Source organism: Methanobacterium alcaliphilum, from assembly GCF_023227715.1.
GTDB lineage: Archaea > Methanobacteriota > Methanobacteria > Methanobacteriales > Methanobacteriaceae > Methanobacterium_E > Methanobacterium_E alcaliphilum.
On sequence record NZ_JALKIF010000006.1, the window covers coordinates 68,965 to 94,022 of the forward strand.

Below are 25,058 nucleotides of genomic sequence, written 5' to 3' on the forward strand. Positions count from 1 at the left end.
AAATCATTTATAAGATTTAAAAATTTTAAGTTAATGATTAATTGTATGAGGACTCAGTTTCCAATAAGTAAATAAAAGGTTATTATAATGAAAATTGTTATGAATGGTATACATGCTAATTTAAGATTTTCTGCAGCGCATATGATCCCGGAACATGATTCATGTGGTTGTATTCACGGACATTCGTATATTGTGGATGTTGAAGTGGAAGGCGAACGCAGTGGAAAATTTGGCTTTGTGGCTGATTTTAAAGAAGTTAAAGGAATAGTGCGGGAAGTATGTGCTAAACTGGATCATAAAGTGTTAATTCCCCTGGAAAATGATTTAATCACATTTAAGTCGATAGGTGGTGCTGTGGAATTTACTATCGCAGATAAAGATTATAAATTGCCTCGAGAAGATTGTTTTCTTTTAGATTTAAAATCCAGTTCTGCAGAAGACCTGGCAGAATATTTTGCAGAACAGATTTTTCATAAATTGATTGATAAAGGCGCTAAAATATCCAGTGTACAGATTTGTGTAAATGAAGGTATTGGTCAGGGTGCTTTTTATACTAAGGGGCATTGAATGTCCTCAGGTAAAAATAAATAAATTTAATTATATTAAAAACCAAAATATATGTAAAAGAGGATAATATTGAAATGAGTATTATTTATTAAAAGGATAAATATTATGAACGCACCGGTTATGGAAATTTTTTCTAGCATTCAGGGTGAAGGTCTTCTCATTGGCAGAAGACAAATTTTTGTCAGATTTGCCGGATGCAACTTAAACTGCATGTACTGTGATACTCCTGAAAGTAGAGATATTGCGGCCGGTGATAAAACTACTTCTAAAGACTTGTTGAGAAAAATACAAAGTGTCATGACTCCTGATTTCCATTCTATTTCTTTTACCGGAGGAGAACCACTTTTACAAGCGAATTTTATAAAAAAATTTTTAAAAGAAAATCAATTTAAATCACTTTTGGAGACTAATGGATCATTACCAAAGGAAGCTAAGAAAATTGCAGGTCTTATAACTCATGCCTCAGTGGATATAAAGTTACCCGGTCATTTTGCCAATGGATATGCAAATGATCTATTTGATCGTGAGATGGAAGTCATAAACATTTTAATATCAAGAGGGGTAAATACATATTGTAAAGTAGTTGTGTTGCCTTCTACTAAAGTGGACTCTTTGGGCCTCATTGCTGAAAGTATTCGATCAGAAATATCAGATCCTTCCAAAGTCCCAATGGTGATTCAACCTGCCAGTCCACTGGAGTATTGGATTCAGCACTCTCCCAGATTATTTAAAATGTCTGAAATAGCAGGAGAACAACTGGAAGTATTAACAATACCTCAAGTTCATAAACTTCTACATGTTCGATAGGAGGTTATATAGATGGAAATGGAAACAAAAGTGACAGTACACGATGCCATGACATCAAATGTGGTAACAGTAGATCCTAAAATCAGTGTTGCAGAAGCAGCCTTGCTCATGACTAACATAAAAGTAGGTAGTCTGATTGTAAAAAGCAATTCTGAACCTGAAGGTGTTATAACTGAAAGTGATATCATTCGAAAAGTTGTTTCCAAGGATATCTTGGCCAGTGAAATTACAATTGGCGAAGTAATGACTAAAAACATTATAAGTATAAATCCTGGGCGTGAATTAAATGAAGCTGCTAGATTAATGGCAAAAAATAGTATACGGAGACTACCTGTTGTAAATGATGGTGCGCTAGTGGGTATTTTAACATCAACTGATGTTATGGCGGTTTCACCAGAACTCACAGAAATACTTGTTGAAAATGCTCGTATTGAAGAAAACCAGGTAAGTTATCCTACTGGAGAGAGACCCGTTCCAGGGGCATGTGAAGTATGTGGCAATTTTGAAGATTATTTAGATGAAATTGATGGCAAGTATGTATGTGGGGAGTGCAAAGAAGATTTAGAGGGTGAATAATTTGAATGTGGAAGAGGTTATGACCTCTAACCCGGTCACTGTTTCTATAAGTACCAATGCCACCAGGGTACGATCTATATTCCGGGAAGAGGACTTCCGCTGCATCCCTGTGGTCGAAAATGACCACTTAAAAGGTTTAATTACCAGAGGGGATATGTTAAATATCTCCGCCACAAAGTCCAATATAGAAGCCAGAGGCATAATGGGACATCCAAAACTATTTTTAACTCCAGAGATGGATTTGATGGATGCTGCTCAAAAAATTATTTCTAGCGAGGAGATACAGTCTCCTGTGGTGGAGTCCAGCGAAAAAATGAAACTGGTGGGAATTTTAAGTGTTGTAGATATTTTGCGAAGTCTTATTGAAAATGGAGCTAAACCTAATAAAAAGACTTTGGGCGAAATAAAAACAAAAAATGTAGTATATTGCGACTATCGAGATCCTATTTCTCAAGTATGGAATAAAATGGATCAATCCGGGTTCTCAGGACTTCCTGTTATGAAAAAAGGAAAGTTAATTGGCATTATAACTCGAAAAGATCTAATTACTTCTGGCCATACTCGAATAGGTAAAGAATCGGATGAAATAAAGCGATCTATTCCAGTAGAAAAGGTGATGCAAACTCCACCTATAGTTGGTACTTCTGATATGCTAGTTGAAGAAGCCGCGGATTTAATTGTTCACATGGATATTGGTAGATTGCCCGTTGTTAAAAATCCAGTTTATGTGAAAAAAGAATCATATAAATCTAAAGAATCTGAATTGATAGGCATAGTTTCAAGAGAAGATATTTTAAAGCCTTATATCAGTTGAAAACACAACACTCAAAAATATCACATATTCTTGAATCAACTGGAAACCCCTAGAAAATCTAAAAAAACTCTCAATTATAACTAAAATTCAATTTAACCTTAATATGAAAAAAATTATGATAGTTATTAACTACATTATTAAGGGAATTTGTGGTCATTCAGACCAAAAAAACTTTTTAAAGACTTTTATTTTTAGTTTGAATTTCATTCAGTTACATAGTGTAAGCATATCTCCTAGAGAGGTGTATGAATGAGAAGAAAAGACACCATAAACATAGTAAAGTCTATGGACCGTGGGCCCATAGAATTTGAAAGTAGATCCTTTGAACACGAAGGCGATGTAATGAGCATCGCTAAAAAAGAAGTGGTTACCATACCACAAACTGCAACCATTAAGGAAGCGGCAGATATAATGGTCAAAAACAAATTTAGAAGACTTCCTATTACCAACCCTGGTACAGGAAAACTTTTAGGAATTGTGACCTCTATGGATATCCTGGACTTCTTAGGAGGTGGAGATAAATTCAAAATTCTGGAAGAAAAATATCAGGACAATTTTTTAGCGGCAATAAATGAATCTGTGAAAAAAATAATGGCTAGGGATGTATACCATTTGAGTAACAAGGATTCAGTTAACGACGCAGTTGAAATAATGCTTAAAAACGGAGTAGGGGCGTTACCTGTAATAAACGCAGACGAAAAAATTACGGGTATTGTTTCTGAGCGAGATTTTGCTCTACTAATGGCAGGGGTACTGACTGATGAACTTGTAGAAGATTTCATGAGTACTGATGTCATCACCACCACACCTGGGACCCCTATAGAAGGCGCTTCTAAAATAATGGTCAGAAACAAATTGAGGCGAATTCCAGTTGTAGGTGAAGAAAGAAGAACTCCTCATCCTGAAAATGAAAAATTAGTGGGTATTGTAACTGCAACAGATATCCTAGAATTTTTAGGCCAAAGTAAAGCATTTAATAATATGACTTCTAATAGTGCCGCAGAGATTTTGGATAACAAAATAACCGAAATAATGGAAAATGAAGTAGTAACTACGGCCCCTAATAGTCGTTTAGGTGCGGTCTGTGAAGTTATGGAAAACAAAGGAATCGGTGGAATGCCTGTTGTCAAAGATGGTGAATTATTAGGAATAATAACTGAAAGTGACATGTTAAAAGCCATAAAAACAATGAATGACTAATCCATGAATTGATAAATCAGGTGATTTAATGAAAATAAAAGATGCTATGAGTGACGAGGTTGTGGTGATACAGGATACAGAACAGGTAGCATACGCCCGAAACTTAATGCTTAAACACGGATTTAGCCGAATTATAGTTGTTAATCTGGAGGGCGATCCTGTTGGGATCGTAACTGAAAGAGACATCACTCATAGATTAAAAGGAAATGGCGCTGCTTGGAGAAGAAGACCCATAGATAAAATCGCAATCAGAAGGGTTATGAACTCTAATCTAATCACAATTTCTCCAGGTAATAATATAAAAGAAGCAGTTGAATTAATGTTAAAAAAAGACATTAGTTCCCTTCCAGTGATTGATCAAGATGGCTTAACTGGAATAATAACTAAAACAGACCTGATAAAAATCTATGAAAACAAATTCAATTCAAAATGGAAAGTTTCAGATTTAATGACATCAGAAGTGATAACTGTAAATGAAAACCACGCCATAAATCATGTAATTAGTATAATGGAAGAAAAAAACATCGGCAGGACAGTAGTGATCAGAGATAATACTCCTGTTGGCATAATTACTTCTGGAAATATTTCATTTGCAGATGTAGAAGATCCTGAAACTGGAGTGAATGTGGAAAAAATAGATTTTATCCGGCCAGTTGAAGGTGAGGGCAAAAGAAATGTTCGTATGGTTTCAATGGTTACTGCTGGGGATATCATGACTGAAGATTTAGTTACACTTTCTCCAGAAGACAATGCATCTGAAGCTGCGCAAATAATGCTGGATAAAGATATTAGTGGAATTCCAATTGTAGAAGACAATGCATTAGTGGGGATAATAACTAAAACGGATATAATTAAAGGGATCCAATAAATCGTTAAAAAGAGGGTTAAAACGCGAAACATTAATCCTCCCTATTTCATATTCCATAAAAAAAATTTAGATAGATATAAATTAAATCAGGGGATTTAAATGCGAGTAAAAAGTATAATGTCAGGCGATGTTGTATCAATAGATAAAGATCAAAATGTGTGTGATGCATTAAGAGTCATGAAAAAAAATAAAATATCTCGCCTCGCAGTGATTAATACCAACAACGACCATGTAAAAGAACTTGTAGGGATGATAACTGAAAAAGACATTGCAAAAAAACTAGGATCTTCTAAATACGGAAATTTAGCCCCTTCACATTTCCATGTATCCACTGTTATGAGCAATGACATTATAACTGTTGATATGGAAACAAATATTGGAGAAGCAGCTAATTTGATGCTGGAAAACAATATTGGTGGAATGCCAGTAATGGATGATGGCGAAATGGTGGGTATTGTCACCAAATCTGATTTCATTGACACTTGCCAAGGTAAAGCATATGAAAATCAGGCTGTAACCGATTCCATGAGCACGGAACTTATCACTGTTGCGCCTCATGATCGGATTGTCCATGCTAGAAGATTATTAATAGATGCTAAAGTTGGGCGGTTAATGGTAATGGAAGATGAGGAAATGGCAGGTTTATTGACTGCGAAAGATATTGCTAACTCCATGATATCTTTTAGAAAATTAGTTCCAGATAAACATAAAGCCGCCAGAATAAGAAACATTCTGGTAGAAGATGTTATGACACAGGGTATCAAATCATTATCTGCCGAAACAAATATTGCAGAAGTAGCTAAAACCATGTTAGACCAAGGATGCAGCGGATATCCAGTAGTCGATGAAGAAAATAAAATAGTGGGTCTTATAACTAAAACCGATTTAATAGACCTTATTGTTGAAATGGAGGGGGTTAGCTAATTTTTCCTAAAATTAACTGTCCCGAGTGCCATTCAAAAATGGAAGTGGACTGGAGAAGAAAAAACTCCCTTATTAATTTTTTTTATATTTGTCCTGAATGTGAATTAAGTTCTCATATTATATCAGAAGATTTTTTAGAAAAAAAGGTTCAAAAAATACTGGGTATAAAATCTGAAAATTTAGAAAAATCCATTAAAAAAGGAAATATTAAATTTTATAAGTCTATGGATATCCCTACACTTCAATTTAAGAAAGATGTAGGACATATTGAATCCGGTACAGTTGTATTTTTATCAAAAAATATTGAAGTTATTCGTGGGTTTCCAAAAATACGAAGAACTTTAATGCTATCTCCCACGTTAGGAAAACATTTTGGCGATGAAATAGCTGTTGAAGAGAAATTGAATGGATACAATGTGAGAATCGCCTGTATAAACTATTCAATGGAGGTAGATTCACTCACATCTTCAAAACAGGATGAATTCTCCAAGATTGTTGCTCTTACCAGGGGGGGATATATATGTCCATTCACCACCAAAAAAGCCCAGGAATTAATGGATTTGTCAACATTCTTTAAAGATAATCCTGAACTTGTTTTATGTGGAGAAATGGTAGGTATTGATAATCCATATGTTTCACATGACTATCCGGAAGTAGGTAAATTAGGATTCCGTGTGTTCGATATTAGACGTAAACTCACCAATGATCCATTAACTGTTAAAGAGAAAAGAGAACTTTTAAAAGAATATGGTCTTCCTCCAGTACGCCTTTTTGGCATTTTCCCAGCTGAAGATGCAGTTGAAAAAATTAGAGATATTATTATTCAGATTGGTTTAGAAGAAAGAGAGGGTGTAGTGATGAAACATCCTGACATGGAGATTTATCCACTAAAATATACAGCTTCCCAGGCACATGACCGTGAGATAAAATATGCTTTCACATTTCCATTTGATTTTGGCAGGGCTTTCTTTTTTAGTCGGGTGATTAGAGAAGGATTTCAGGCTTATGAAATGAATGAATCAGAAGAAGAACTTCGCCAAAGAGCTCAAAGAATGGGTGAATCTATTATTTATCCAATGATGGAAATAATTCAACAAATTGCTCAGGGTAAACCTGCTGTGGAAGATGCAATAATTGATGTTGAAACTAAGGCGGAAGCAGAAGAATTTTTAAGACATCTAAATCAATTAGGAGTTTCTGCTATGCTTATTGAGTATAATGATGGGAAAGCTTTAATTCGAAGAAATCATCAGGCAACTACGGATAAGGTTACTAATTATCTCAATGGGGGATTATATTAATTCTTTTCTCCTTTTGGATAATTATTTTATTTTAAATTATTGCAATATCATTTTAGATAAATTTATAATTGGATGGGATTAAATACTATTTTTTGATATTAAAAAATATTTTCTAATGGTGAAAGATGAAAGAAAAAAATTCAAAGCATGATTCTAACTTTACAATTGCTTACTTTGGTCCAGCAGGAACCTTCACTGAAGAAGCAGCTTCCCTTTTAGATAGTCATTTATTAGCTTTTGATTCTATTATTGAAGTTTTAGAAGTAGTAAAATCTGGAGAAGTTGTAAAAGGAGTGGTTCCTATTGAAAATTCTATAGAAGGTCCTGTAGGTGTTACTTTGGACTTATTGGCCCAAGATTATGATATTAAAATAGAACAGGAAATTGTTCTTCCCATAAGTCACAATTTGCTGGTAAACAAAGGTGTAACTTTAGATCAACTTGATTCTGTTTATTCACATGCCCAACCATTAGCTCAGTGCAGAATTTTTCTGGAAAATTTAGGTTTAAGAACACATTCCACATCCAGCACGGCTGCAGCAGCTAAATTTATAAAAGGAAAAAATAAAGCTGCGGCAATTGGGACTAAACGAGCAGCAGAACTGTATGACTTAGAAATTATTTTATCAGATATTCACGACTTTGAAAATAATGTTACTCGGTTCATTGTATTGGCCAAAAAGGACCATCCATTAACAGGCAATGATAAAACATCCATTGCATTCACTCTTTCTGAAGACTGTCCCGGAGGGTTATATGAAATTCTAGGTCTTTTTGCCAGTGAAAAAATCAACTTAACTAAAATAGAATCCCGACCTTCAAAAAAAGGTTTAGGTAAATACATTTTCTTCATAGACTTTGAAGGCCATAGGTTGGAAGGAAATGTTGAAAAAATTCTGGATAAGATTAACCATAGAACTCCTTTTTTGAAGATATTAGGTTCATATCCAATTTAGAATTCGGATAAGCGAAATTTTTAGTTTTATCCCCTTTTCTTTCTGAAAATAGATAAAAAGTACTCGGGTTTTAATTGGTGTGATTCGTGTTTTTTTGACTTTTCATATGCAAAGTATTTATTCTACTTATTCTGTATATATCAAAATAATCAATTCATTTATAATGTTTGAATAACAATCATTATTTTGTAATAGATAATATCACTTTTATTAAATCACACATCATTTTTTTTTGATGTTAAAAAGATAAAATTACATATAAAAAATTATAGTTTCATATCCTATGAAGGAGATGATCAAGATTAGCCAAGATAAAAATAAACTCTTGAAAAGTCTCGCAGAGCTGGAATCCGATTTTGAAGAAGGTAAAATTTCTAAACGTAAATACCAGTCATTAAAAAGTGAATACGCTCAAGAATTAGAGACTTTAAATGCTGCCAATAGAATCAGGCAAATGCAAGGCCGGGGCACAAATGAAAAATCTTTGGACCATTGGGTTACCAAGGGCAAAGTTGAAAAAGATAAACAAGAAGAGGAAGAATTAGTAAATAAATTTGTCAGAAAACCAATTCCTCTAAAAACACGAGCCAAAGATCAGAAAGGATATTCTAAGTATAGTATTTTAGCTATGGTATTTTTAGCTATTGCTTTTTTTGTAGGGACTGGCTTCGGGGTTTACCTTTTAAATTCACCTGTTGATACTGGACAAAGCCCAGTTATTGTAAATGATACGGCATTTCCACTAGTTAACAATGCTACTATTTTAACCAATACTACTAGCAGCGATAACAATCAAAAAGAATCTGATGATGAGAAAACTGAAACCGATTCTGATACCAATAACAAGGAAAAAACAGATAATACTAATAAAGACGATACAAATAAAAAAGAAAAGACAGATGACAACAGTAAAAAGGAAAACAATGAAAAGGATGAATCAACTACTGGTGATCAGTAATCTGCTTAAGGGAATAACCTAGTTTATATGTTAAATTAGACGCATTCCTTATTTAATTTTATTTTTAAATTTATTACAGGGGTAGAAGTCATGAAAAAGTACTTTTTAGTAGTGTTGATTATTTCTCTAGTAATTTTCGCTTCGGGATGCACTTCCAGTTCTGATGAAAAAACCAATCAAACAAAAACCATTGCCCAGAATAATGTTTCTTTTTCTTATCCTGGTACATGGGTAGTGGCTAATTCCAGAGCTAATGATACTATTGTGGCAGTGGCAGATCCAGGGTCAGTTAATGCTCAAACAGGTTTTGCCGAAACAGTGGTTTCTATTCAGAAAAGAGAAGTTAATGGTACCTTTGATAAGATGTTTCAACAAAATTATGCATCTTTATTCGATAATTCGAGTTACCAGCGGGTTTCAGAGAGCAATCTAACTGTGGGTAGTTTTGAAGCAATGGATAATGTTTACACCATGTATGATAATGGTGTGCAAAAAACTCAAAGGGCAATATGGATTGAAAGTGGGGATTATGTATATGTTATTTTATGTAGTGCTCTTTCAAACCAATTTGAAGACGAAAAACAGAATTTTGACTTGATTATAGATAGTTTCAAAATCACTGGTTAATTTTCTTTTTTTATTTTTATTTTTTCAAGGAATTTACTCATTTTGGCCTGCTATATTAATAACTATTTAATTTTTATTATTGAATGGAGATTAAATAGAAAAATATATTCAATTTTCTTAATATAATTAATATTACGGATAAGGAGGTTAAAAATGAAAAAATATCTACCTATAATTGTCTTAATGGTTGCGGTGATATTTGCTTCGGGTTGTGTTGATTCAGGGGACACAAACCAAACATCCAATGGAACAAATGTGGTTCCTGATATTCCCGCGAAAACATACTCTCAAGATAATATTACTTTTAAATATCCTGAGTCATGGATAAGTAATCTAACAAGCACTACACCAAATACAATCGCTATTGTAGGCGATCCCGATAGTCAGGATTCCAGTGGTAATATTGATACATTGGCTGTAATTCAAACTATTGCTTTACCGTCTGGCCAAACACTAAAACAAACTTATGATGCTACTTATGCAGGATATGCAAATATGACTGGATATGAATTGGTTTCACAGCGTACTCTGACAATAGATGGTGTCACTGCATATGAAAATATTCATAAAGTAGAAGTAGGTGGGGTTGTGAAACAAGAAAGAGCTACATGGCTTGAAAAAGATGGCCAAATATATGTGATTCTTTGTGGAACTCTTCCAGAGGACTTTAATAGTCAACAAACTAATTTTGACCTGATAACCTATTCATTCCAGGTTGAATAATCTTTTTATTTTCTTTTTTTATTTTTATTTTTGAATTTATATTGGATTTTTTTACATTAATGTATAAGTTTATATTCTCAGAATTTCAATAGAATTATATTCATTGGTCACTTATTGGAAGACATTTATATTAACTGCTTATAAGGATGTTTTTTATTTTAATAACGCGTACGAGTGTTCAATAAACGCATAAACGCAGTTTTCAATGTTTTTATATTTTCATTATTTTGTGGCCTTAATTAATTAAATTATATTTACTGACCTAAAACGTAAATTCTCGCGATAATCATATTTATTTATCACAAAAGAAAAGGAGGAATGAGAATGGTGTTACCTATATGCGATGTCTGTTTAAAAAGTGGTATTTTATGTCAAGGATGTGAAAACAAGCTCGAGAGTGGTGAAGTAACCCAAGTAGAGTTAGACATTGCAAAAATACTTTACAATCTAGGTGATGGTAAAATAGGATTTAAAAAGACCATAGTTGTGGATGATGTGGTCATCATTGTTACTGAAAAGGATCAGGTAGGAAAATTAATAGGTAAGGGCGGAAAAATAGTAAGGGCCATATCTAAAGAAATTGGAAAAAAGGTTCGGGTTGTAGGAGAAAATTCAGATTTGAAATCAGTAGCCACGGATATGCTTGCACCTGCTCGAATTTCTGGAATAAATATAGTTTACGGGACTGATGGCCAAGAAAAATATAAAATTCGGGTTATGAAAGACGATGCTCGAAGAATACCTGCTAAATTAGACATGTTAAAAAGCATTATTAAAACTTTAACTGGTGAGGAAGCCCAAATTGTGGTAGATGATCGTTAATTACCATTTAAACAGATGGGGAATAATCTATGGAAATCGTTTTATGTGTTACTGGAAGTGTGGCAGCAATTGAATCTGTTAAATTAGCTCGTGAATTAAAAAGACAGGGATTTAGTGTTAAATGTTTTATGAGTGATGATGCTTGTCATATTATTCATCCCTATGCAATGGAATTTGCAACGGGACGTGATATTGTCTTGGATCTTACTGGAAAAATTGAACATGTTAAATATGCTCAATCTGATTTAATACTGGTTGCACCGGCCACTGCCAATGTAATTAGCAAATTTGCCTATAAAATATCGGATAATCCTATTAATTCTTTATTGATTACTGCGTTTGGCCATGAAACTCCAATCATCATGGTTCCATCAATGCATGATTCTATGTATAAAGCTGTTGAGGAAAATATTCACAAGTTGGAAGATGAAGGAATAAAATTTATCCTACCGCGTTTAGATGAAGGCAAAGCAAAATTTCCTTATATGGATGATATTGTTCTCAATGTACTCCGAGAAATTTCAGAATGTAATTTTTCAGGTAAAAAAGTACTCATCAGTGCTGGAGGAACTTATGAAGCTATAGATCCTATAAGGGGAATTACTAACCGCAGTTCTGGTAAAATGGGTCTGGAAATAGCTAAAGAAGCTTTTATTCAAGGTGCTGATGTTACGTTATTGGCCGGTGAAATGATAGTAGAAGTACCAGAATCCATAAAAACTATAAATTTGAGTTCTACCTATCAAATGAATGAAACTATCTTAAAAATGGTTAAAGATTTTGACGTTTTTATTTCTGCAGCAGCAGTATCCGATTTCACTCCCCATAAAGTTGAATCTCATAAAATATCTTCTTCTCAAGATTTAAATTTGAATTTAAAAAGAACTCCAAAAATAATTGATCAAATAAAAAATATCAATCCGAATATCTTTTTAGTGGGATTCAAGGCGGAGTATGATGTATCGGATGAGGATATTATTAAATTAGCTGAAGAGCAGATGCATAAGTGTGGAACTGATTTAGTTGTGGCCAATGATGTCTCCAAAAATGGGGCTGGATTCGAATCTGATGATAATCAGGTAATATTAGTTGATGAGGATATTGAAAAAATATCGCTCAGATCTAAAAAAGAGATCGCTAAAATATTATTAGATAAAATAGTTTCCAAGATTTAATGGGTTGTGTTCATTGAATTTTAATTTTTTTTCATGCAGCATTAAACTATTTTTTAATAATTTATTTTAATAAAAACGATAAAAAAGCAATAGATTTAATAGGTATTAATGATAAAATCTTTTAAAAATAGAATTGAGGTTTTTTTCACCTTCCAGGGTCATTGCCATCTGTGGGAGTAGTAATGGGTATTAAAGGCAATTCCCTGGAGGTGAAATTATGGCCACATGTTAGATGATGTATGGGCAATTCAGTATATATCTACATCATCTAATATAAAACTTTCATTTTTCATGAAAATTCTAAAAAATAATTTGATTTTTAATATTCGAAAATAATACTTTGTTTGTATTTTGGGATGTTTAAAGCGGGTTTTTTAACTTTATTATTCTATGATTAGTTTAACTAATTTTAGTATTACTTTTTTATAATTAAGTATTTATAATAGTTTTTTCATAATAATTTTATAAAAAGTAGGAGATAAATCATGTATGAGTTAAAAGATTTGGTATGGGGATACCGAAAATATAGAAATGAAACTCCCCATGAATTGGCAAAAGAGCTGGATGTACCTATATCTGTAATAGATGGTTTAGAAATGGGCTCGTTTAAGCACCCTAATTCTAGATTAATGAAAAAAATAGAAGATGTCACTGAAGATTTGAACAAAGAAGAGTTAGGTGCAATTGGTAGAGGTTACAGGATACGAGCTACATTGGGCTCAGATTTTAAATATTATTTGTTGGGTATGCGCCAAAAAACTGGGATTAATCCTAAAGAATTACAAAAAATGACATTAAATGATTGTCATAAAACAATTGGCCAAATTCCATTTGATTATCATGAAATTGCTATGGCTGGAAGAGAACTTATAGAATAAAACTGGAATAATTTCACCAAACTTCAGTAAACTTTTAATATATTTTTAAACTATTTTTTGTTTTAAATTTATTTTCGGATTTAATTAGGGATCTATAAATTATAGATCCCCCAATGCACCATAGAGTTAATTATGGAGGAACATGAATCTATGGTGTTTATGTAAGCATGTCTGGTTTTGCACAATCTACTATATCAATTTTACTTTATTTAATTTAAAGTAAAATGGAAAATTATTTATTATTCTAAATTAATTTTCATATAGGTGAAGGTGTAAAAGTTGCAAGAGGTGTAAAAAGTGGATGGTATAACTTTAACTGCTTGGATATTATTTATTGGCATGATTATTGGCCTTATATTGGGATTTTTAAAAATTTTTGAGAATTCAAAACCCAATGTGGAGTACTTAGTACTTGTTGCATTATTGGTAGCAGTTTGTGTTATGGGTATGCTACCAACAGCTGCTGTTCCAGGAGTCCAAGCCGCTTCATTTGTAATAATTATGGCTGGAATAATTTTCGGACGAGAAACCGGGTTTATTACAGGAGTTCTAACTGTTTTTGTCATGAGTTTGTTTTTAGGCTTTGGATTTTGGTCGGTCTTTCAAATGATAGGTTGGGGTCTAATGGGTTTCACGGCAGGACTTTTCAGTTCAAAACTTGAAAATGTATATTTAAGGGCCAGTTTTGGATTTATATGGGGCTTTGCATATGGGTGGATTACTGATATCTCCATGTTACCCTTCCTCAGCACAGTTAATTTAAATTCAATAATAGGCGTTTTTATTGCAAGCGCACCTTTTGATTTATTGCATGGAACCATCAATGCCATTTTATTAGTCTTACTGTATGGACTATTTAAAAAAATATTTTCCCGGGTTAAAAACAAATTTATCTTTTCTATGAACGTTGAAAAAAATATAACCGCGAATCATGGTGATAAACAGCTTTAATAAATCAAAGATATAAATCATTTTCTTCATTTTTATTTAAAAAACGGATTTTAAATAAATAAACAATAAAATTTTAGAAAATCGATTTGTTTGAAAAGATCCTGCGAATAAGGGATCTATTGTAAAATGAAATTATATGGCTGGTGACCCACAAAGTTTCTCGATGGTACAAATTTGGCTTCACATATCGAAGAGCTATTGACTGAGGTGTGTGCTGCTATAGTATGACCTGTTAAAACTGAAAATCGGCACTTATTTGGACGGCCATGAAGATATTAAAACAGGGAAAAAGTAAAAAATAATAATACGACACTAGAATTTTTATTTTTTAATTTTAAACGGAAAAATCCAGAAAAAACGTGATAGTAAAATTTTAAGAGAGATTAATGTTAATTTACTAATAAAAGTTTGGTTATTGTATATAAGTCTAATATGATAAATATAAATTGAATCAATTCTTTCAGAGTGTTTCTATGAATTTAAAATATGGAATATCCGATATGGGTGAAATAAATAATAATTTTGAACTTATTTTCCAAACAGGTTCGGGTGAGAAAGTTTACCGCAATAAAGATTCAATTATTGTTAAATTACCTCCAAATAGGAATGCTTTGACTACTTCCTGGATAAACGGAGGATATCATGAGAATTTAGAGGCCATATTTAACCATCAAATAAAAAGTAATGATTTAAATGCAGATGACCAAAAAAGACTTAATATTTCAGAATATTTGAAAAATACTGCAATAAAATTGGGGTTACACCCTGAAAAAACTTCCGGTTTGATTACTTCAGCAGATATGCAAAACGTAGCTATATTTTCTGAATATTTTGAAGATATTGAAGTTACAGCTATAATTACTGGAGGTATTGCAGTAAATGGGGGACGTGCAGGTGATCCTGCATCTTTCTATGAAAAAAAATCTAATTTTTTTGAATTAAAACCTGGAACTATAAATACTATCTTAATAATTAATGCTAATTTACATGAAAGCACCCTTTTAAGGGCTGTTATGACAGCAGTAGAAGCTAAAACTGTAGCACTTCAAGAGCTTATGGCTCCAAGTAAGTATTCAACGGGAATTGCAACTGGATCCGGGACAGATAAAATCTCCATAATTTCCAGTCTCGACTGTGAAAATGTTCTCACTATTGCAGGTAAACATTCTAAATTAGGCGAATTGATTGCCCGATGTGTTATTAAGGCAACTAAAGCAGCACTAGCAAAACAAACGAATTTAACTCCAGAATTCCAAAGGGACATGATGGTAAGATTAGAACGTTTCGCGGTTGATGAAGAAATGTATTGGCGAATTGCTAGTTCTATGGAAATGATTACTAAAGAAACATTTTTAGAAAACTTGCACACTTTTTCGAAAAACTCCTTAGTGGTGGCGACTCTCTCTTCTATTTTACATATTTTAGATGAGATAGAATGGAATTTAATTCCTGAAAAAATCGGTAAAAAAACAGCCATTTCGCTTATGAAAACACTTCCGCACAACTTAAAAATAGATACTTCGATTTTTGATGAAGACATTTTGAATGAAAATGATTCTATATTAAATAATTGGATTAAAATTAGTTCATGGTGCATAATACATGGTTAAACTATATTTATTCAAATTTTCCGCATTATTGATTTCAATTTAAATTGCATAAGGAAGTTTTATTCATGAGGTTAACTGTAATTCATCCAGCGGTTTACATTGTTTATTATTTGATTTTAATCATTTTTGCTTTCTTTTTCAATAGTCCTTACTATTTAATATCTTTCTTAATCTGTGTATCTTTCTTAATCGCACTACAAGGGATTAGTAATGATTTTAAGAATTTAATACGCTTTTTCATTCCTATGTCCATATTAATCATATTTTTAAATCCGCTTGTGTCTCATGTTGGGACAACAAAAATATATCTTATTGGAACTTACTTTATTACTTTTGAATCGTTAGTATATGGTATTTTAATGAGTTTATCTCTTTTAATAATTATATTATTATTTAGTTCGTACAACCGGGCAGTTTCTTATCAGGAAATGCTCTATATTTTTTCAAAAAAGTTTCCTAATGTTTCAATGATAGTTATAATGGCTTTGAGATTTATTCCAATGTTAAATCACCGTCTAAGTGATGTAAATAATGTTTTTCAGTTGAAACGGAGATATTCTAAAAACCAAAAAATGGAAGGCAAAGTTGAAAAAATAACCAATAAGACGAAAATGTTAGCTGTGGTGATAGCTTGGTCTTTAGAAGAATCTATGATTACTGCAAATTCCATGAAGGCTAGAGGCTATGGGACTGCACCTAGAACAAGTTATCTATCATTCAAATTCAAAAGAATAGATTACTGCTTTTTAAGTTTAATTTTTATTTTCACTTTAATTTGTGTATGGGGACTTGTACAGGGACAGGGTAGAATAGAGATTTATCCCCAATTAAGTTATTCATTCCACGATAATCCATTTAACATATATTATTTTTCTTTTTTAATTTTATTATCCCCTCTAATTTATTTAGAACTTAAGGAGAGATTAATATGGCAATAATTACTTTTAAAGATTTCAACTTCAAATTTGATAAAGAGGATAAAAATGTTCTTTCAGAGATTAATATGGAAATAAAACAAGGGGATTTTGTTTTATTATGTGGTCCGTCGGGCTCAGGTAAAACAACATTATTAAGTAGTATGAAAAAAGAAATTCGCCCTACAGGAGTATACAATGGAAAAATATGTTATAATGGGGTGGATATTGAAAAAATGGATGATAAACAGTCTGCTTGTGACATAGGGTTTTTATTCCAAAACCCCGAAGATCAATTAGTATCAGATAATGTTATCCAGGAACTATCTTTTTCTCTAGAAAATATTGGTTTAAACACGGTAGAAATAAGAAATAGGGTAGCCGAAATGGCAGCTTTTTTTGGTTTGGATAAATACTTGTATAAAAATACTAATGAATTGTCTGGAGGTCAAAAACAATTGGTAAATCTTTGTTCATTACTAGTTTTAAAGCCTAAATTACTACTTTTAGATGAACCTACTTCACAATTAGACCCCATAGCCGCTCATGATTTTTTATCAATCCTAAGAAGGCTGAATGAAGAATTTTCTATTACCATTATCATAACCGAACATAAAATAGACAACGTATTTCCAATGGTGGACAGGACAATTTTTTTAGAAGAAGGTTCTATAAAATATATGAACAACGCCAGACAAATAAGCTCAAAAGCATCAATTGATCCTATATTTGCTCATTATTTGCCTTCTGTTACAAAGATTCATTTTGCTTTAAAAAATAAATATCGCTTTTTAGATGAGGTTGAAATTCCCATAACCATACGTGAAGGACGTAAAGAGTTAATTTTTCTACAGAATAAATTAAAAGAATTTTCTAATGAATCATTAATGGATAAACATCAAATTGATCCATTAGTAAAAAAATTAGATGAATCTAATTCTTCAGAAATATTTGATACTTCTAGATTATTAAAGTGCGAAGATATTTGGTTTGGATATATTAAAGATAATCTGGTTTTAAAAGGGATTTCTTTTGAGATTAAACAAGGAGAATTTATAAGCATATTGGGGGGTAATGGAACTGGAAAAACAACATTACTTCGGATTTTATCTGGTCTGATAACTCCTAAAAAAGGCAAACTTAATTTTAAAAAAGATATGACTATTGCTTATGTAAACCAAAATCCTATGATTCATTTCTCTCAACAAACAGTGGATGAAGAACTATCACTAAACTCTTTAAATCTTCATCAGCCTACTGAATCTCCGAACCCCTCTTTTTTAAAAAAGTTCTTTGTTGATAAATTAAATAATGAAAAATTTTCCACAAGTAAGTCTTCTGATCTATTTATTTCTGAGAATGAAAGGAAAAGGCTAATTGATCTTTTTAATTTGTCCCGATTATTAAATAAGCATCCTTACGACTGCAGTGGTGGTGAAAAGCAAAAAATAGCTATTGTTAAATCTTTATTAATTAATCCAGATATTTTATTCTTAGATGAACCTACAAAGGGGTTGGATCCATTATCAAAACTAAATCTGGCAAATATTTTAAAAGAATTACAAAATACTGGTTTAACTATAGTCATGTCTACGCATGATATTGATTTCGCTGCGGAGTATTCTGAAAGGTGTATGATGCTTTTTGACGGAGCAATTCAGATTGATAATATTCCTAAGACATTATTTTCTAACAATAGTTTTTATACTACTTTTGTAAATAGGACGGTGAAAAATTATCTTCCTGAAGCTATTACTTTAAAAGATGTCAAAGATAGTTGGTTGGGTTGATATTTGATTATACTTTAAAAACCAATTTCAACTAAAAGTCCTAAGTGATCTTTTTCATAGGGTTCTAATTTGATTTTTTCCAGTATATTAAATCCATGGGTTTTTAATTTAGATTCTTCTTCTCTAAATATTTTTTGAGGTTTTTTAGTAACATCAATGCTTCTGGCCTTTATCATTAACATGCCTTGTCCTTTGTCTTTTAAAAAAAGCCGCATATTTTCCATGAAAAGTTCGCTCTGGCGGGGTTGTGCCACATCACAGTAAATAAAATCTACCTTCTCCACGAGATTTAAATATTTTTTAGGGCGTGTGGCGTCATCTAATAAAGGTATCATATTTTTTCTTTTCTCACAGACCCTTAGAAGCTCCCTCATCATTCTAGGGGAAAATTCTAAGCAATATATTAAACCATCAGGGACCATATCTGATAAATGGGAGGGTGTAGTTCCAGAAGAAGCACCTAAATATAATATTTTCGAGTCATTGGATAAATCTAAATTGGTTAGACCATTTAAAATAGCAGCACCTAATTTAGAACGGCGAGGATCCCAAACTCTGTATTCTTGCCCTTCGCATTCTAATAATTTTTCCCCATAAACTTTTTCGCCGAGAATTAGATTAGGAGTAACTAATGATTGATTCATGAAATAAGCATGGTTTATACCATCTATTTGTTCCATATTAACACCGCAATTTTATAAACTTATATTATTTTTTAAAATAATCTTTTAAATCAGATATTTCACAGTTTTTCTGCATTTTCTCTAAGGTTTCATGAATATCTGCTTGTGTTTTGTAAACTACTTTCTGGATATTTTTAGATTCACCGTGCATATTATTCATTAATTCCTGAGTTCTGTCATGCTGCAATTCAATAAGGTCTTTAAGTTTTAAAAAATTCATTTTTAATCTTTTTTCAACACTTAATGAGAACCATATTGCTGTAATGGCCAGTATAATGGAAACAATACTCGTAGTAATATAGATTATGGGAAAAATATCAGACATCTATTCACCTTCATCATAATATTTTCTACTTGTATCAATAATACTTTCCAGATAAAAAATCACTTCTTCTTTTTCTTTTTTTTCTTCTTCTTTTTTGAGTATTTTTTCAACTGTTTTGAACTGGTTTTAGTTACTTTTTTACTTTTAGAAGTTCTCTTGGGGAAAGGATTTTCTTTCTCAATAGTTTCTAAACGATCTAAAAAGCTTTCTTTTATAGAAGAGTCAAGTTCTCCAGAAAAAACGTCTTTTCTAACTGCAATAGATATTTTAGATGCTAAAGCACGGGCAATTTTTCCTCTAAGCCACCATTTAGCCCCTCGCACATCAGGGTGCTGGAAAATAAGTCCATGTTTAGGGGGTCTTTCGCCTGTCTTCAGGTGCCTAAATAATGCTTTTTCTGCACCTATTATTTGGATGGTGCTGGATGGAAAAAGAGCCAACTGCTTTAAACTACCAACGTGTGCTATCAGTTTAGCACCTAGGGATGCACCTGCCAGATCACGTAGATTAGGGGCAATTTTTTCCATCTTATTATCCACGTATTCTTCCATGGACTGGCGGGATTCTTGCAATGAATGTAGAGATTTTGCAAAATTTTGAATAATGATGAGGTCTTCTTCTTCTATTTCAGCACCCATACTGCTTTTAATATCTATATTAAAGCTACTTAAACCATTTTTAATCATATTGTCGCGGTTTCCATGTTGGGCAATTAAATTTATATATGCTGCATGGTTTTTAATGGTGTCAAGTTCTGGGAAATGAATTCCATACCACTCCATTATTCTTTCAGCCAGCTTTCCAAGAGATTCATCAATTTCATCAATCGCATTAATGGTCTGGATAAGAAGCTTGTCTTCAGCTTCAGATGATTCTTGAATGCGCTGTTTTGTTAGTTCAATGTATAATGTATGAATTCTTGATCTGAAAGATAATTCATCGGTTATGGACCCCACTTCAATTAAAATGGGGATCAAATTCGATCTTAAATATTCTCCTCCGGGATTAGGGCTTTCAAATTTAAATTTTTCACTGTTTTTAAGGTTTTTATAGTTAAAAATTCCTTTATTCGTTTCAATAATAATTGAATCGTATTTTTTAACTATTCTATTCAATAAAATTGATTCTTCATCCACTAATTTCCCTTCACGGATAGCTAAAAGCCGTGGAGATATCTTACTTGGTGGGAAAAGTTCATAATCCAAGAGAGTCAAATCTTCACTAAAGGCAAAAAAACCGACCACACAACTGCTAAGATAACACTTCATAAAAATTAATCTGTTGGACATGATTTAAATCATTTAAGTTTTTTTAAACTTTACAACCCCTAAATTGGAAATATTTACAAATAGTCTTGGTTAAAATAATAGTCTAAGTTTAAATACTGGAGATAATTAAAAAAATACGTTGGTGTTAATCAATTTATCACTGAATTATTATTTAAAGGTGGATTCAATGCTTGAAACTGAATTATGTGGAATAAAACTAAAAAATCCAACTATGCTTGCAGCCGGAATTATGGGCAGTACTGCTTCATCACTCAACTGGGTTTATAGGTGTGGTGCAGGGGCAGTAATAACTAAATCATTCTCAATTCAACCTAACTTTGGATATAAAAATCCCACCACAGTTGAAGTTTCAGGTGGAGTTATAAACGCTATTGGATTATCTAATCCCGGACTTGAAACATTTAAAAAAGAACTTCAAAGTATTGATAAAGGGATACCTAAATTGGCATCTATTTACGGTGCTTCTCCTGATGAATTCGCACATTTAGCCACTTCAATCGAAGATATGGTTGATATGATTGAGCTAAATGTGTCATGTCCTCATGCCATGGGTGGATGTGGGGCGGCAATAGGCCAGGATCCTGAATTAACGTATAAAGTTGTAAATGCCGTTAAAAAATCTGTTTCCGTACCGGTGGTTGCAAAATTAACGCCTAATGTTACAGATTTAACTGAAATTGCAGTTAATGCCCAAAAAGGAGGGGCGGATGCAATAACTTTAATTAACTCACTTGGCCCTGGATTAAAAATAGATATAAAAACGGCTAAACCCATTTTATCTAATGGATTTGGAGGGATGTCTGGTCCTGCAATAAAACCTGTTGCTCTTAGATGTGTTTTTGAAGTTTATGCTGCTGTTAATGTACCAATTATTGGGGTAGGGGGCATAAGCAATTACCAGGATGCAGTAGAATTTTTATATTCTGGAGCATCTGCTGTCCAGATTGGAACGGCTATCATGTATAATGGTCCTGAAATATTCGCTGAAATTTGTCAGGGTCTGGAAAAATTTATGATAGAGCATAAATTCCAGAATATAGATGAAATGGTGGGATTAGCTCATGTATGATTGGCTTAAATAAAAATAAAGATTAAAAATATATTAAATTAATTATATCATTTATTAATGGCGATAAAATGCATGCTCCAAATGTTTTAGAAATAAAAAAAATAATTGAAGAATCTGAAACAGTTAAAACATTAATATTTGACTGGAAAATGGATGGAACTGAAAATAATCCTCAACCCGGACAATTTATGATGGTGTGGAATTTTGAGGACGAAAAACCAATGTCTATATCATTAATTGACCCAATTGAAGAAAAAATTGGTATTTCAATAAAAAAGGTTGGTGATTTCACACAACAGATTCATGAACTGGAAGAAGGAGATCAGTTAGGTTTAAGGGGTCCATATGGTAGAGGATTTGAGATTAAAGGATCAAAAATACTAGCTATAGGTGGAGGAATTGGAATGGCACCTATTGCATCATTTGTAGACCATGCACAAAAGAGGGGTGTTCATGTAGATGTAATAAGTGCATCTATGACAAAAAACGAGCTTCTTTTTGTTGAAAGAATGAAAAAAACAGGTGCTCATGTTTTAACATGTACTGATGATGGAACTTGTGGATTTCAAGGATTTGCTACTGATCGAGTTGAAGGTTTACTTAAAGATAGCTCTTATGATATGGCAGTTACATGCGGCCCTGAGTTAATGATGAAAGGAATTTTTGATATGGTGGATACTCACCACATACCCACTCAATTTTCCATGGAGAGATATATGAAATGTGCCCTGGGACTGTGTGGTCAGTGCTGTGTGGATAATGAAGGCTGGAGAATATGTGTTGAAGGGCCGGTTTTCTGGAGTCATGAGCTCAAAATGATTAAAGAATTTGGAAAATATCATAGAGATGCTTCAGGTACTAGAAACTACTATTAATCAATAGAATGCCGAAAAAGATTTAAATTATAATATTTTGGATTATTATGATATACAAACTCAAAGGAACGGTCACTTCTGCCATTTTCGTGGTTTTAATTCTTTCAATTTTCTCTTTATTAGTTATATCTCCAGTTTTAGATATGATCCTGTTAGGCGCTATCTTTGCCTACGGAATAAGGCCCATATCCTCGAAACTTGAACCTTACTTCAGATATCAATCGCTCTCTATTATACTGGCCATGGTAATAGTTATACTTCCTTTAATAGCTTTAACTGCCTATACTGTAGGGACTATTGTAAATTCAGCCCCGTATATTGTGGGTGCTGCTAAAAATGTAGGTGCTAATAATTTCAATCAGACAATAAATCAAACTTCTCTTAGTCTACATCAACATCTTCCGGTCGCAGCCCATCCTTATATTAATTCATTTTTAAATAGTATGGGTTCTATTATCAACGGAATCTTGAATGGAATTGTAAATTATGCTGTTGACTTAATTAAATCACTGCCTACGTTGGCTCTCCAATTATTCATATTTTTCACAGCCACTTTTTATTTGGCCAAAGATGGGGATAAAATTACAGATTATGTTTCGTCAACCATACCTCATGACCGTAAGAGCTTTTTTTCCAGGATGTCTAAGGAAGTTGACCTGGTTTTAAAGAGCATATTTTACGGACATTTTTTAACTGCACTTATAATTGGTATTATGGCTGCGGTGGGATTCTATATTCTTGGTTATTCGTATGCTTTATTTTTAGGAATTTTAACCGGGTTTTTACAGTTAATACCTATAATTGGGCCTTGGCCAGTTTACACTGTCATGGCCATTTTTGATCTTGCATCTGGAAACATATTAAGGGGAATAATAGTTTTATTGTTCGGATTCTTCCTGAGTGGGAGTGATATATATATTAGACCAAAAATCTCAGGAAAATATGCAGATATTCATCCCATGATATTTCTTTTAGGATTTTTATGTGGGCCCCTGGTATTGGGGATAGTGGGATTTATTTTAGGACCTTTAATATTGGGGGTGACCTATGCTGCGCTCGTAGCATATAAAAAAAGCGATTTAAAAATCAAAAAATCCTAAAATTCAATATAAAAAAAGAAATTAAGTTGTCCTAACTTGAATTAGGAACAAACATATTTTGGACATACATAATTATGGAATTTATCAGATCCATAATCTGTTGTATAATACTTTGGCTGGATGGATTTGCACTGGTATTATTAATTTCAGTGATATTTACTTGAATAGTTTCATCAGAGGTTTTATTAGTTGAAGTTGATACTAAGGGAATACTTAATGAGTTGGAGTTAATTCCAAATGTTTTACCATTAGCATTTTGATAAGACACTGCAACCCCACCTATATAAAATGGGTTGGATACAGTGGCATCAGGTCCAAAATCCTCTTTAACTTCTCTGTCTGTTGGAATATAGGCTCGGTTAGTGAATGATTTACTTTGTCCGGCTTTTATAGTACCTAAAAACTTATAAAAGTTTTGATCTGCTACACTTACATTATATATGTCTGAATTACCATTATTATGAATGGTATAAGTAAGAGTTATGTTTTCACCTTTTTTAGCTGTAGCAGGGCCTTTTTGAATGGCGGTCACATCTTTAGCATAAGCCGCACTACAAGAAAGGATGAACATTGCTAGAATTAATAAAATTATTTTCTTTTTCATGCTATCCCTCATTTTAATTTCATTAAGTATAGACATTATTTTGAACTTAAAACTATAAGTTTTTTGCCAGAAGAATACTTTTAGTGATAATAGTATTAACTAATTTTTGAGTAATCTGAATTTTTGTCCTTAGTATTGGATAAATTTATCATAAAGGAAATTAGTGATTAACCAGCATTGCAAATATCTATTTTTTAGTAGTATGCTTGGAAAGATACTTAAAATAAAGTCCAAGTCCACCAAAACTCTGATTATATTTACATTACCTTTTCTGATCCAAAACGTTTTATTTTAAGTTTATTTCTTATTCAATGTTTCTGAACTTCTGGTAAACTATGTTATTCAGTAAATATTCGGGGAACTTGAATTTACAACATTAAAACTGTTTTTGATGGCTATAAAAGATTAATTTCTAATATTTTTTGATATAATATTTAATTATTCTCTTTTTCTAATTAATGGATTTAAATTTTTTTTATTTTTATAATTTTTACAATGGTTTTGGAATGAAGTTGGAGGAAAATCCCACAATAATGTGAGGAAAATTTGGAAAAATTACTTTTAAACGTTTAAACAAGATTTAAGTAGTCAATAAATTATTAAAAAACGGAAAAAATTGATTAAATTATAAATTAGATAAAAAAAAGAATAA

The 25,058-nt window shown here is 32.3% G+C and carries 26 protein-coding genes; 22 read left to right on the plus strand and 4 right to left on the minus strand.

Going from position 1 to position 25,058, the window contains the following annotated elements:
- Positions 1-87: 87 nt before the first annotated feature.
- From MXE27_RS05860 to MXE27_RS05950, 19 genes are all read left to right on the plus strand, one after another.
- On the plus strand, positions 88-567 hold the full coding sequence (locus tag MXE27_RS05860; protein ID WP_248611469.1) for a 6-carboxytetrahydropterin synthase: 480 nt from the start codon (positions 88-90) through the stop codon (positions 565-567).
- Between the two features lie 105 nt (positions 568-672).
- The gene (locus MXE27_RS05865) at positions 673-1,374 is read left to right on the plus strand and encodes a 7-carboxy-7-deazaguanine synthase QueE (protein ID WP_248611470.1); all 702 of its coding nucleotides are present in this window, start codon (positions 673-675) and stop codon (positions 1,372-1,374) included.
- Between the two features lie 12 nt (positions 1,375-1,386).
- Entirely contained in the window at positions 1,387-1,950 is a 564-nt protein-coding gene (locus MXE27_RS05870; RefSeq protein WP_248611471.1) for a CBS domain-containing protein, read from the plus strand.
- Positions 1,951-1,957: 7 nt separating this feature from the next.
- On the plus strand, positions 1,958-2,764 hold the full coding sequence (locus tag MXE27_RS05875) for a CBS domain-containing protein (protein WP_248611543.1): 807 nt from the start codon (positions 1,958-1,960) through the stop codon (positions 2,762-2,764).
- 249 nt (positions 2,765-3,013) lie between these two features.
- Positions 3,014-3,964 carry a CBS domain-containing protein gene (locus tag MXE27_RS05880; RefSeq protein WP_248611472.1) on the plus strand — a complete coding sequence of 317 codons (951 nt, stop codon included), beginning with the start codon at positions 3,014-3,016 and terminating at the stop codon, positions 3,962-3,964.
- A gap of 28 nt (positions 3,965-3,992) precedes the next feature.
- Positions 3,993-4,832 (plus strand): CBS domain-containing protein, encoded by an 840-nt coding sequence (locus MXE27_RS05885; protein ID WP_248611473.1) that lies wholly within the window; start codon positions 3,993-3,995, stop codon positions 4,830-4,832.
- Between the two features lie 99 nt (positions 4,833-4,931).
- Positions 4,932-5,756, plus strand: a complete 825-nt coding sequence (locus MXE27_RS05890; protein WP_248611474.1) for a CBS domain-containing protein — start codon at positions 4,932-4,934, stop codon at positions 5,754-5,756.
- A 38-nt stretch (positions 5,757-5,794) separates the two neighbouring features.
- Complete coding sequence (locus MXE27_RS05895; protein ID WP_248611475.1) at positions 5,795-7,057, plus strand: RNA ligase; 1,263 nt, start codon at positions 5,795-5,797, stop codon at positions 7,055-7,057.
- A gap of 125 nt (positions 7,058-7,182) precedes the next feature.
- Entirely contained in the window at positions 7,183-8,013 is an 831-nt protein-coding gene (pheA, locus tag MXE27_RS05900; protein ID WP_248611476.1) for a prephenate dehydratase, read from the plus strand.
- Between the two features lie 283 nt (positions 8,014-8,296).
- A complete protein-coding gene (locus tag MXE27_RS05905; RefSeq protein WP_248611477.1) occupies positions 8,297-8,971 on the plus strand; it encodes a hypothetical protein in 675 nt (224 codons plus the stop codon).
- 90 nt (positions 8,972-9,061) lie between these two features.
- A complete protein-coding gene (locus MXE27_RS05910; RefSeq protein WP_248611478.1) occupies positions 9,062-9,598 on the plus strand; it encodes a PsbP-related protein in 537 nt (178 codons plus the stop codon).
- A 153-nt stretch (positions 9,599-9,751) separates the two neighbouring features.
- Positions 9,752-10,321 carry a PsbP-related protein gene (locus MXE27_RS05915; protein ID WP_248611479.1) on the plus strand — a complete coding sequence of 190 codons (570 nt, stop codon included), beginning with the start codon at positions 9,752-9,754 and terminating at the stop codon, positions 10,319-10,321.
- Positions 10,322-10,645: 324 nt separating this feature from the next.
- The gene (locus tag MXE27_RS05920) at positions 10,646-11,143 is read left to right on the plus strand and encodes a KH domain-containing protein (RefSeq protein ID WP_248611480.1); all 498 of its coding nucleotides are present in this window, start codon (positions 10,646-10,648) and stop codon (positions 11,141-11,143) included.
- A 29-nt stretch (positions 11,144-11,172) separates the two neighbouring features.
- On the plus strand, positions 11,173-12,318 hold the full coding sequence (gene coaBC, locus MXE27_RS05925) for a bifunctional phosphopantothenoylcysteine decarboxylase/phosphopantothenate--cysteine ligase CoaBC (protein WP_248611481.1): 1,146 nt from the start codon (positions 11,173-11,175) through the stop codon (positions 12,316-12,318).
- Positions 12,319-12,803: 485 nt separating this feature from the next.
- Positions 12,804-13,196, plus strand: a complete 393-nt coding sequence (locus MXE27_RS05930) for a hypothetical protein (protein ID WP_248611482.1) — start codon at positions 12,804-12,806, stop codon at positions 13,194-13,196.
- 297 nt (positions 13,197-13,493) lie between these two features.
- Positions 13,494-14,147, plus strand: coding sequence for an ECF transporter S component (locus MXE27_RS05935; protein ID WP_248611483.1), 654 nt, complete (start codon positions 13,494-13,496; stop codon positions 14,145-14,147).
- A gap of 473 nt (positions 14,148-14,620) precedes the next feature.
- On the plus strand, positions 14,621-15,757 hold the full coding sequence (locus MXE27_RS05940) for an adenosylcobinamide amidohydrolase (protein WP_248611484.1): 1,137 nt from the start codon (positions 14,621-14,623) through the stop codon (positions 15,755-15,757).
- A 65-nt stretch (positions 15,758-15,822) separates the two neighbouring features.
- Complete coding sequence (locus MXE27_RS05945) at positions 15,823-16,695, plus strand: energy-coupling factor transporter transmembrane component T (protein ID WP_248611485.1); 873 nt, start codon at positions 15,823-15,825, stop codon at positions 16,693-16,695.
- A complete protein-coding gene (locus MXE27_RS05950; protein WP_248611486.1) occupies positions 16,686-18,461 on the plus strand; it encodes an ABC transporter ATP-binding protein in 1,776 nt (591 codons plus the stop codon). Before MXE27_RS05945 ends, MXE27_RS05950 begins: the two co-directional genes overlap by 10 nt.
- A 14-nt stretch (positions 18,462-18,475) precedes the next feature.
- On the opposite strand, the gene MXE27_RS05955 is transcribed toward MXE27_RS05950, so the two are convergent.
- Genes MXE27_RS05955 through MXE27_RS05965 form a run of 3 tightly spaced genes read right to left on the minus strand, consistent with a single transcriptional unit; the run spans position 18,476 to position 20,737 of the window.
- Complete coding sequence (locus MXE27_RS05955; RefSeq protein ID WP_282731008.1) at positions 18,476-19,141, minus strand: fibrillarin-like rRNA/tRNA 2'-O-methyltransferase; 666 nt, start codon at positions 19,139-19,141, stop codon at positions 18,476-18,478.
- Between the two features lie 28 nt (positions 19,142-19,169).
- Positions 19,170-19,469, minus strand: coding sequence for a hypothetical protein (locus tag MXE27_RS05960; RefSeq protein WP_248611487.1), 300 nt, complete (start codon positions 19,467-19,469; stop codon positions 19,170-19,172).
- Positions 19,470-19,528: 59 nt separating this feature from the next.
- Positions 19,529-20,737, minus strand: coding sequence for an NOP5/NOP56 family protein (locus MXE27_RS05965; protein WP_248611488.1), 1,209 nt, complete (start codon positions 20,735-20,737; stop codon positions 19,529-19,531).
- A 187-nt stretch (positions 20,738-20,924) separates the two neighbouring features.
- Between MXE27_RS05965 and MXE27_RS05970 the strand changes: the two genes are divergently transcribed.
- The 3 genes from MXE27_RS05970 (at position 20,925) to MXE27_RS05980 (ending at position 23,802) form a co-directional block, all read left to right on the plus strand.
- Entirely contained in the window at positions 20,925-21,827 is a 903-nt protein-coding gene (locus MXE27_RS05970; protein ID WP_248611489.1) for a dihydroorotate dehydrogenase, read from the plus strand.
- Positions 21,828-21,895: 68 nt separating this feature from the next.
- The gene (locus MXE27_RS05975) at positions 21,896-22,702 is read left to right on the plus strand and encodes a dihydroorotate dehydrogenase electron transfer subunit (protein WP_248611490.1); all 807 of its coding nucleotides are present in this window, start codon (positions 21,896-21,898) and stop codon (positions 22,700-22,702) included.
- 47 nt (positions 22,703-22,749) lie between these two features.
- Positions 22,750-23,802 (plus strand): AI-2E family transporter, encoded by a 1,053-nt coding sequence (locus MXE27_RS05980; protein WP_248611491.1) that lies wholly within the window; start codon positions 22,750-22,752, stop codon positions 23,800-23,802.
- Positions 23,803-23,833: 31 nt separating this feature from the next.
- On the opposite strand, the gene MXE27_RS05985 is transcribed toward MXE27_RS05980, so the two are convergent.
- Complete coding sequence (locus MXE27_RS05985) at positions 23,834-24,406, minus strand: COG1361 family protein (RefSeq protein WP_248611492.1); 573 nt, start codon at positions 24,404-24,406, stop codon at positions 23,834-23,836.
- Positions 24,407-25,058 lie beyond the last annotated feature (652 nt).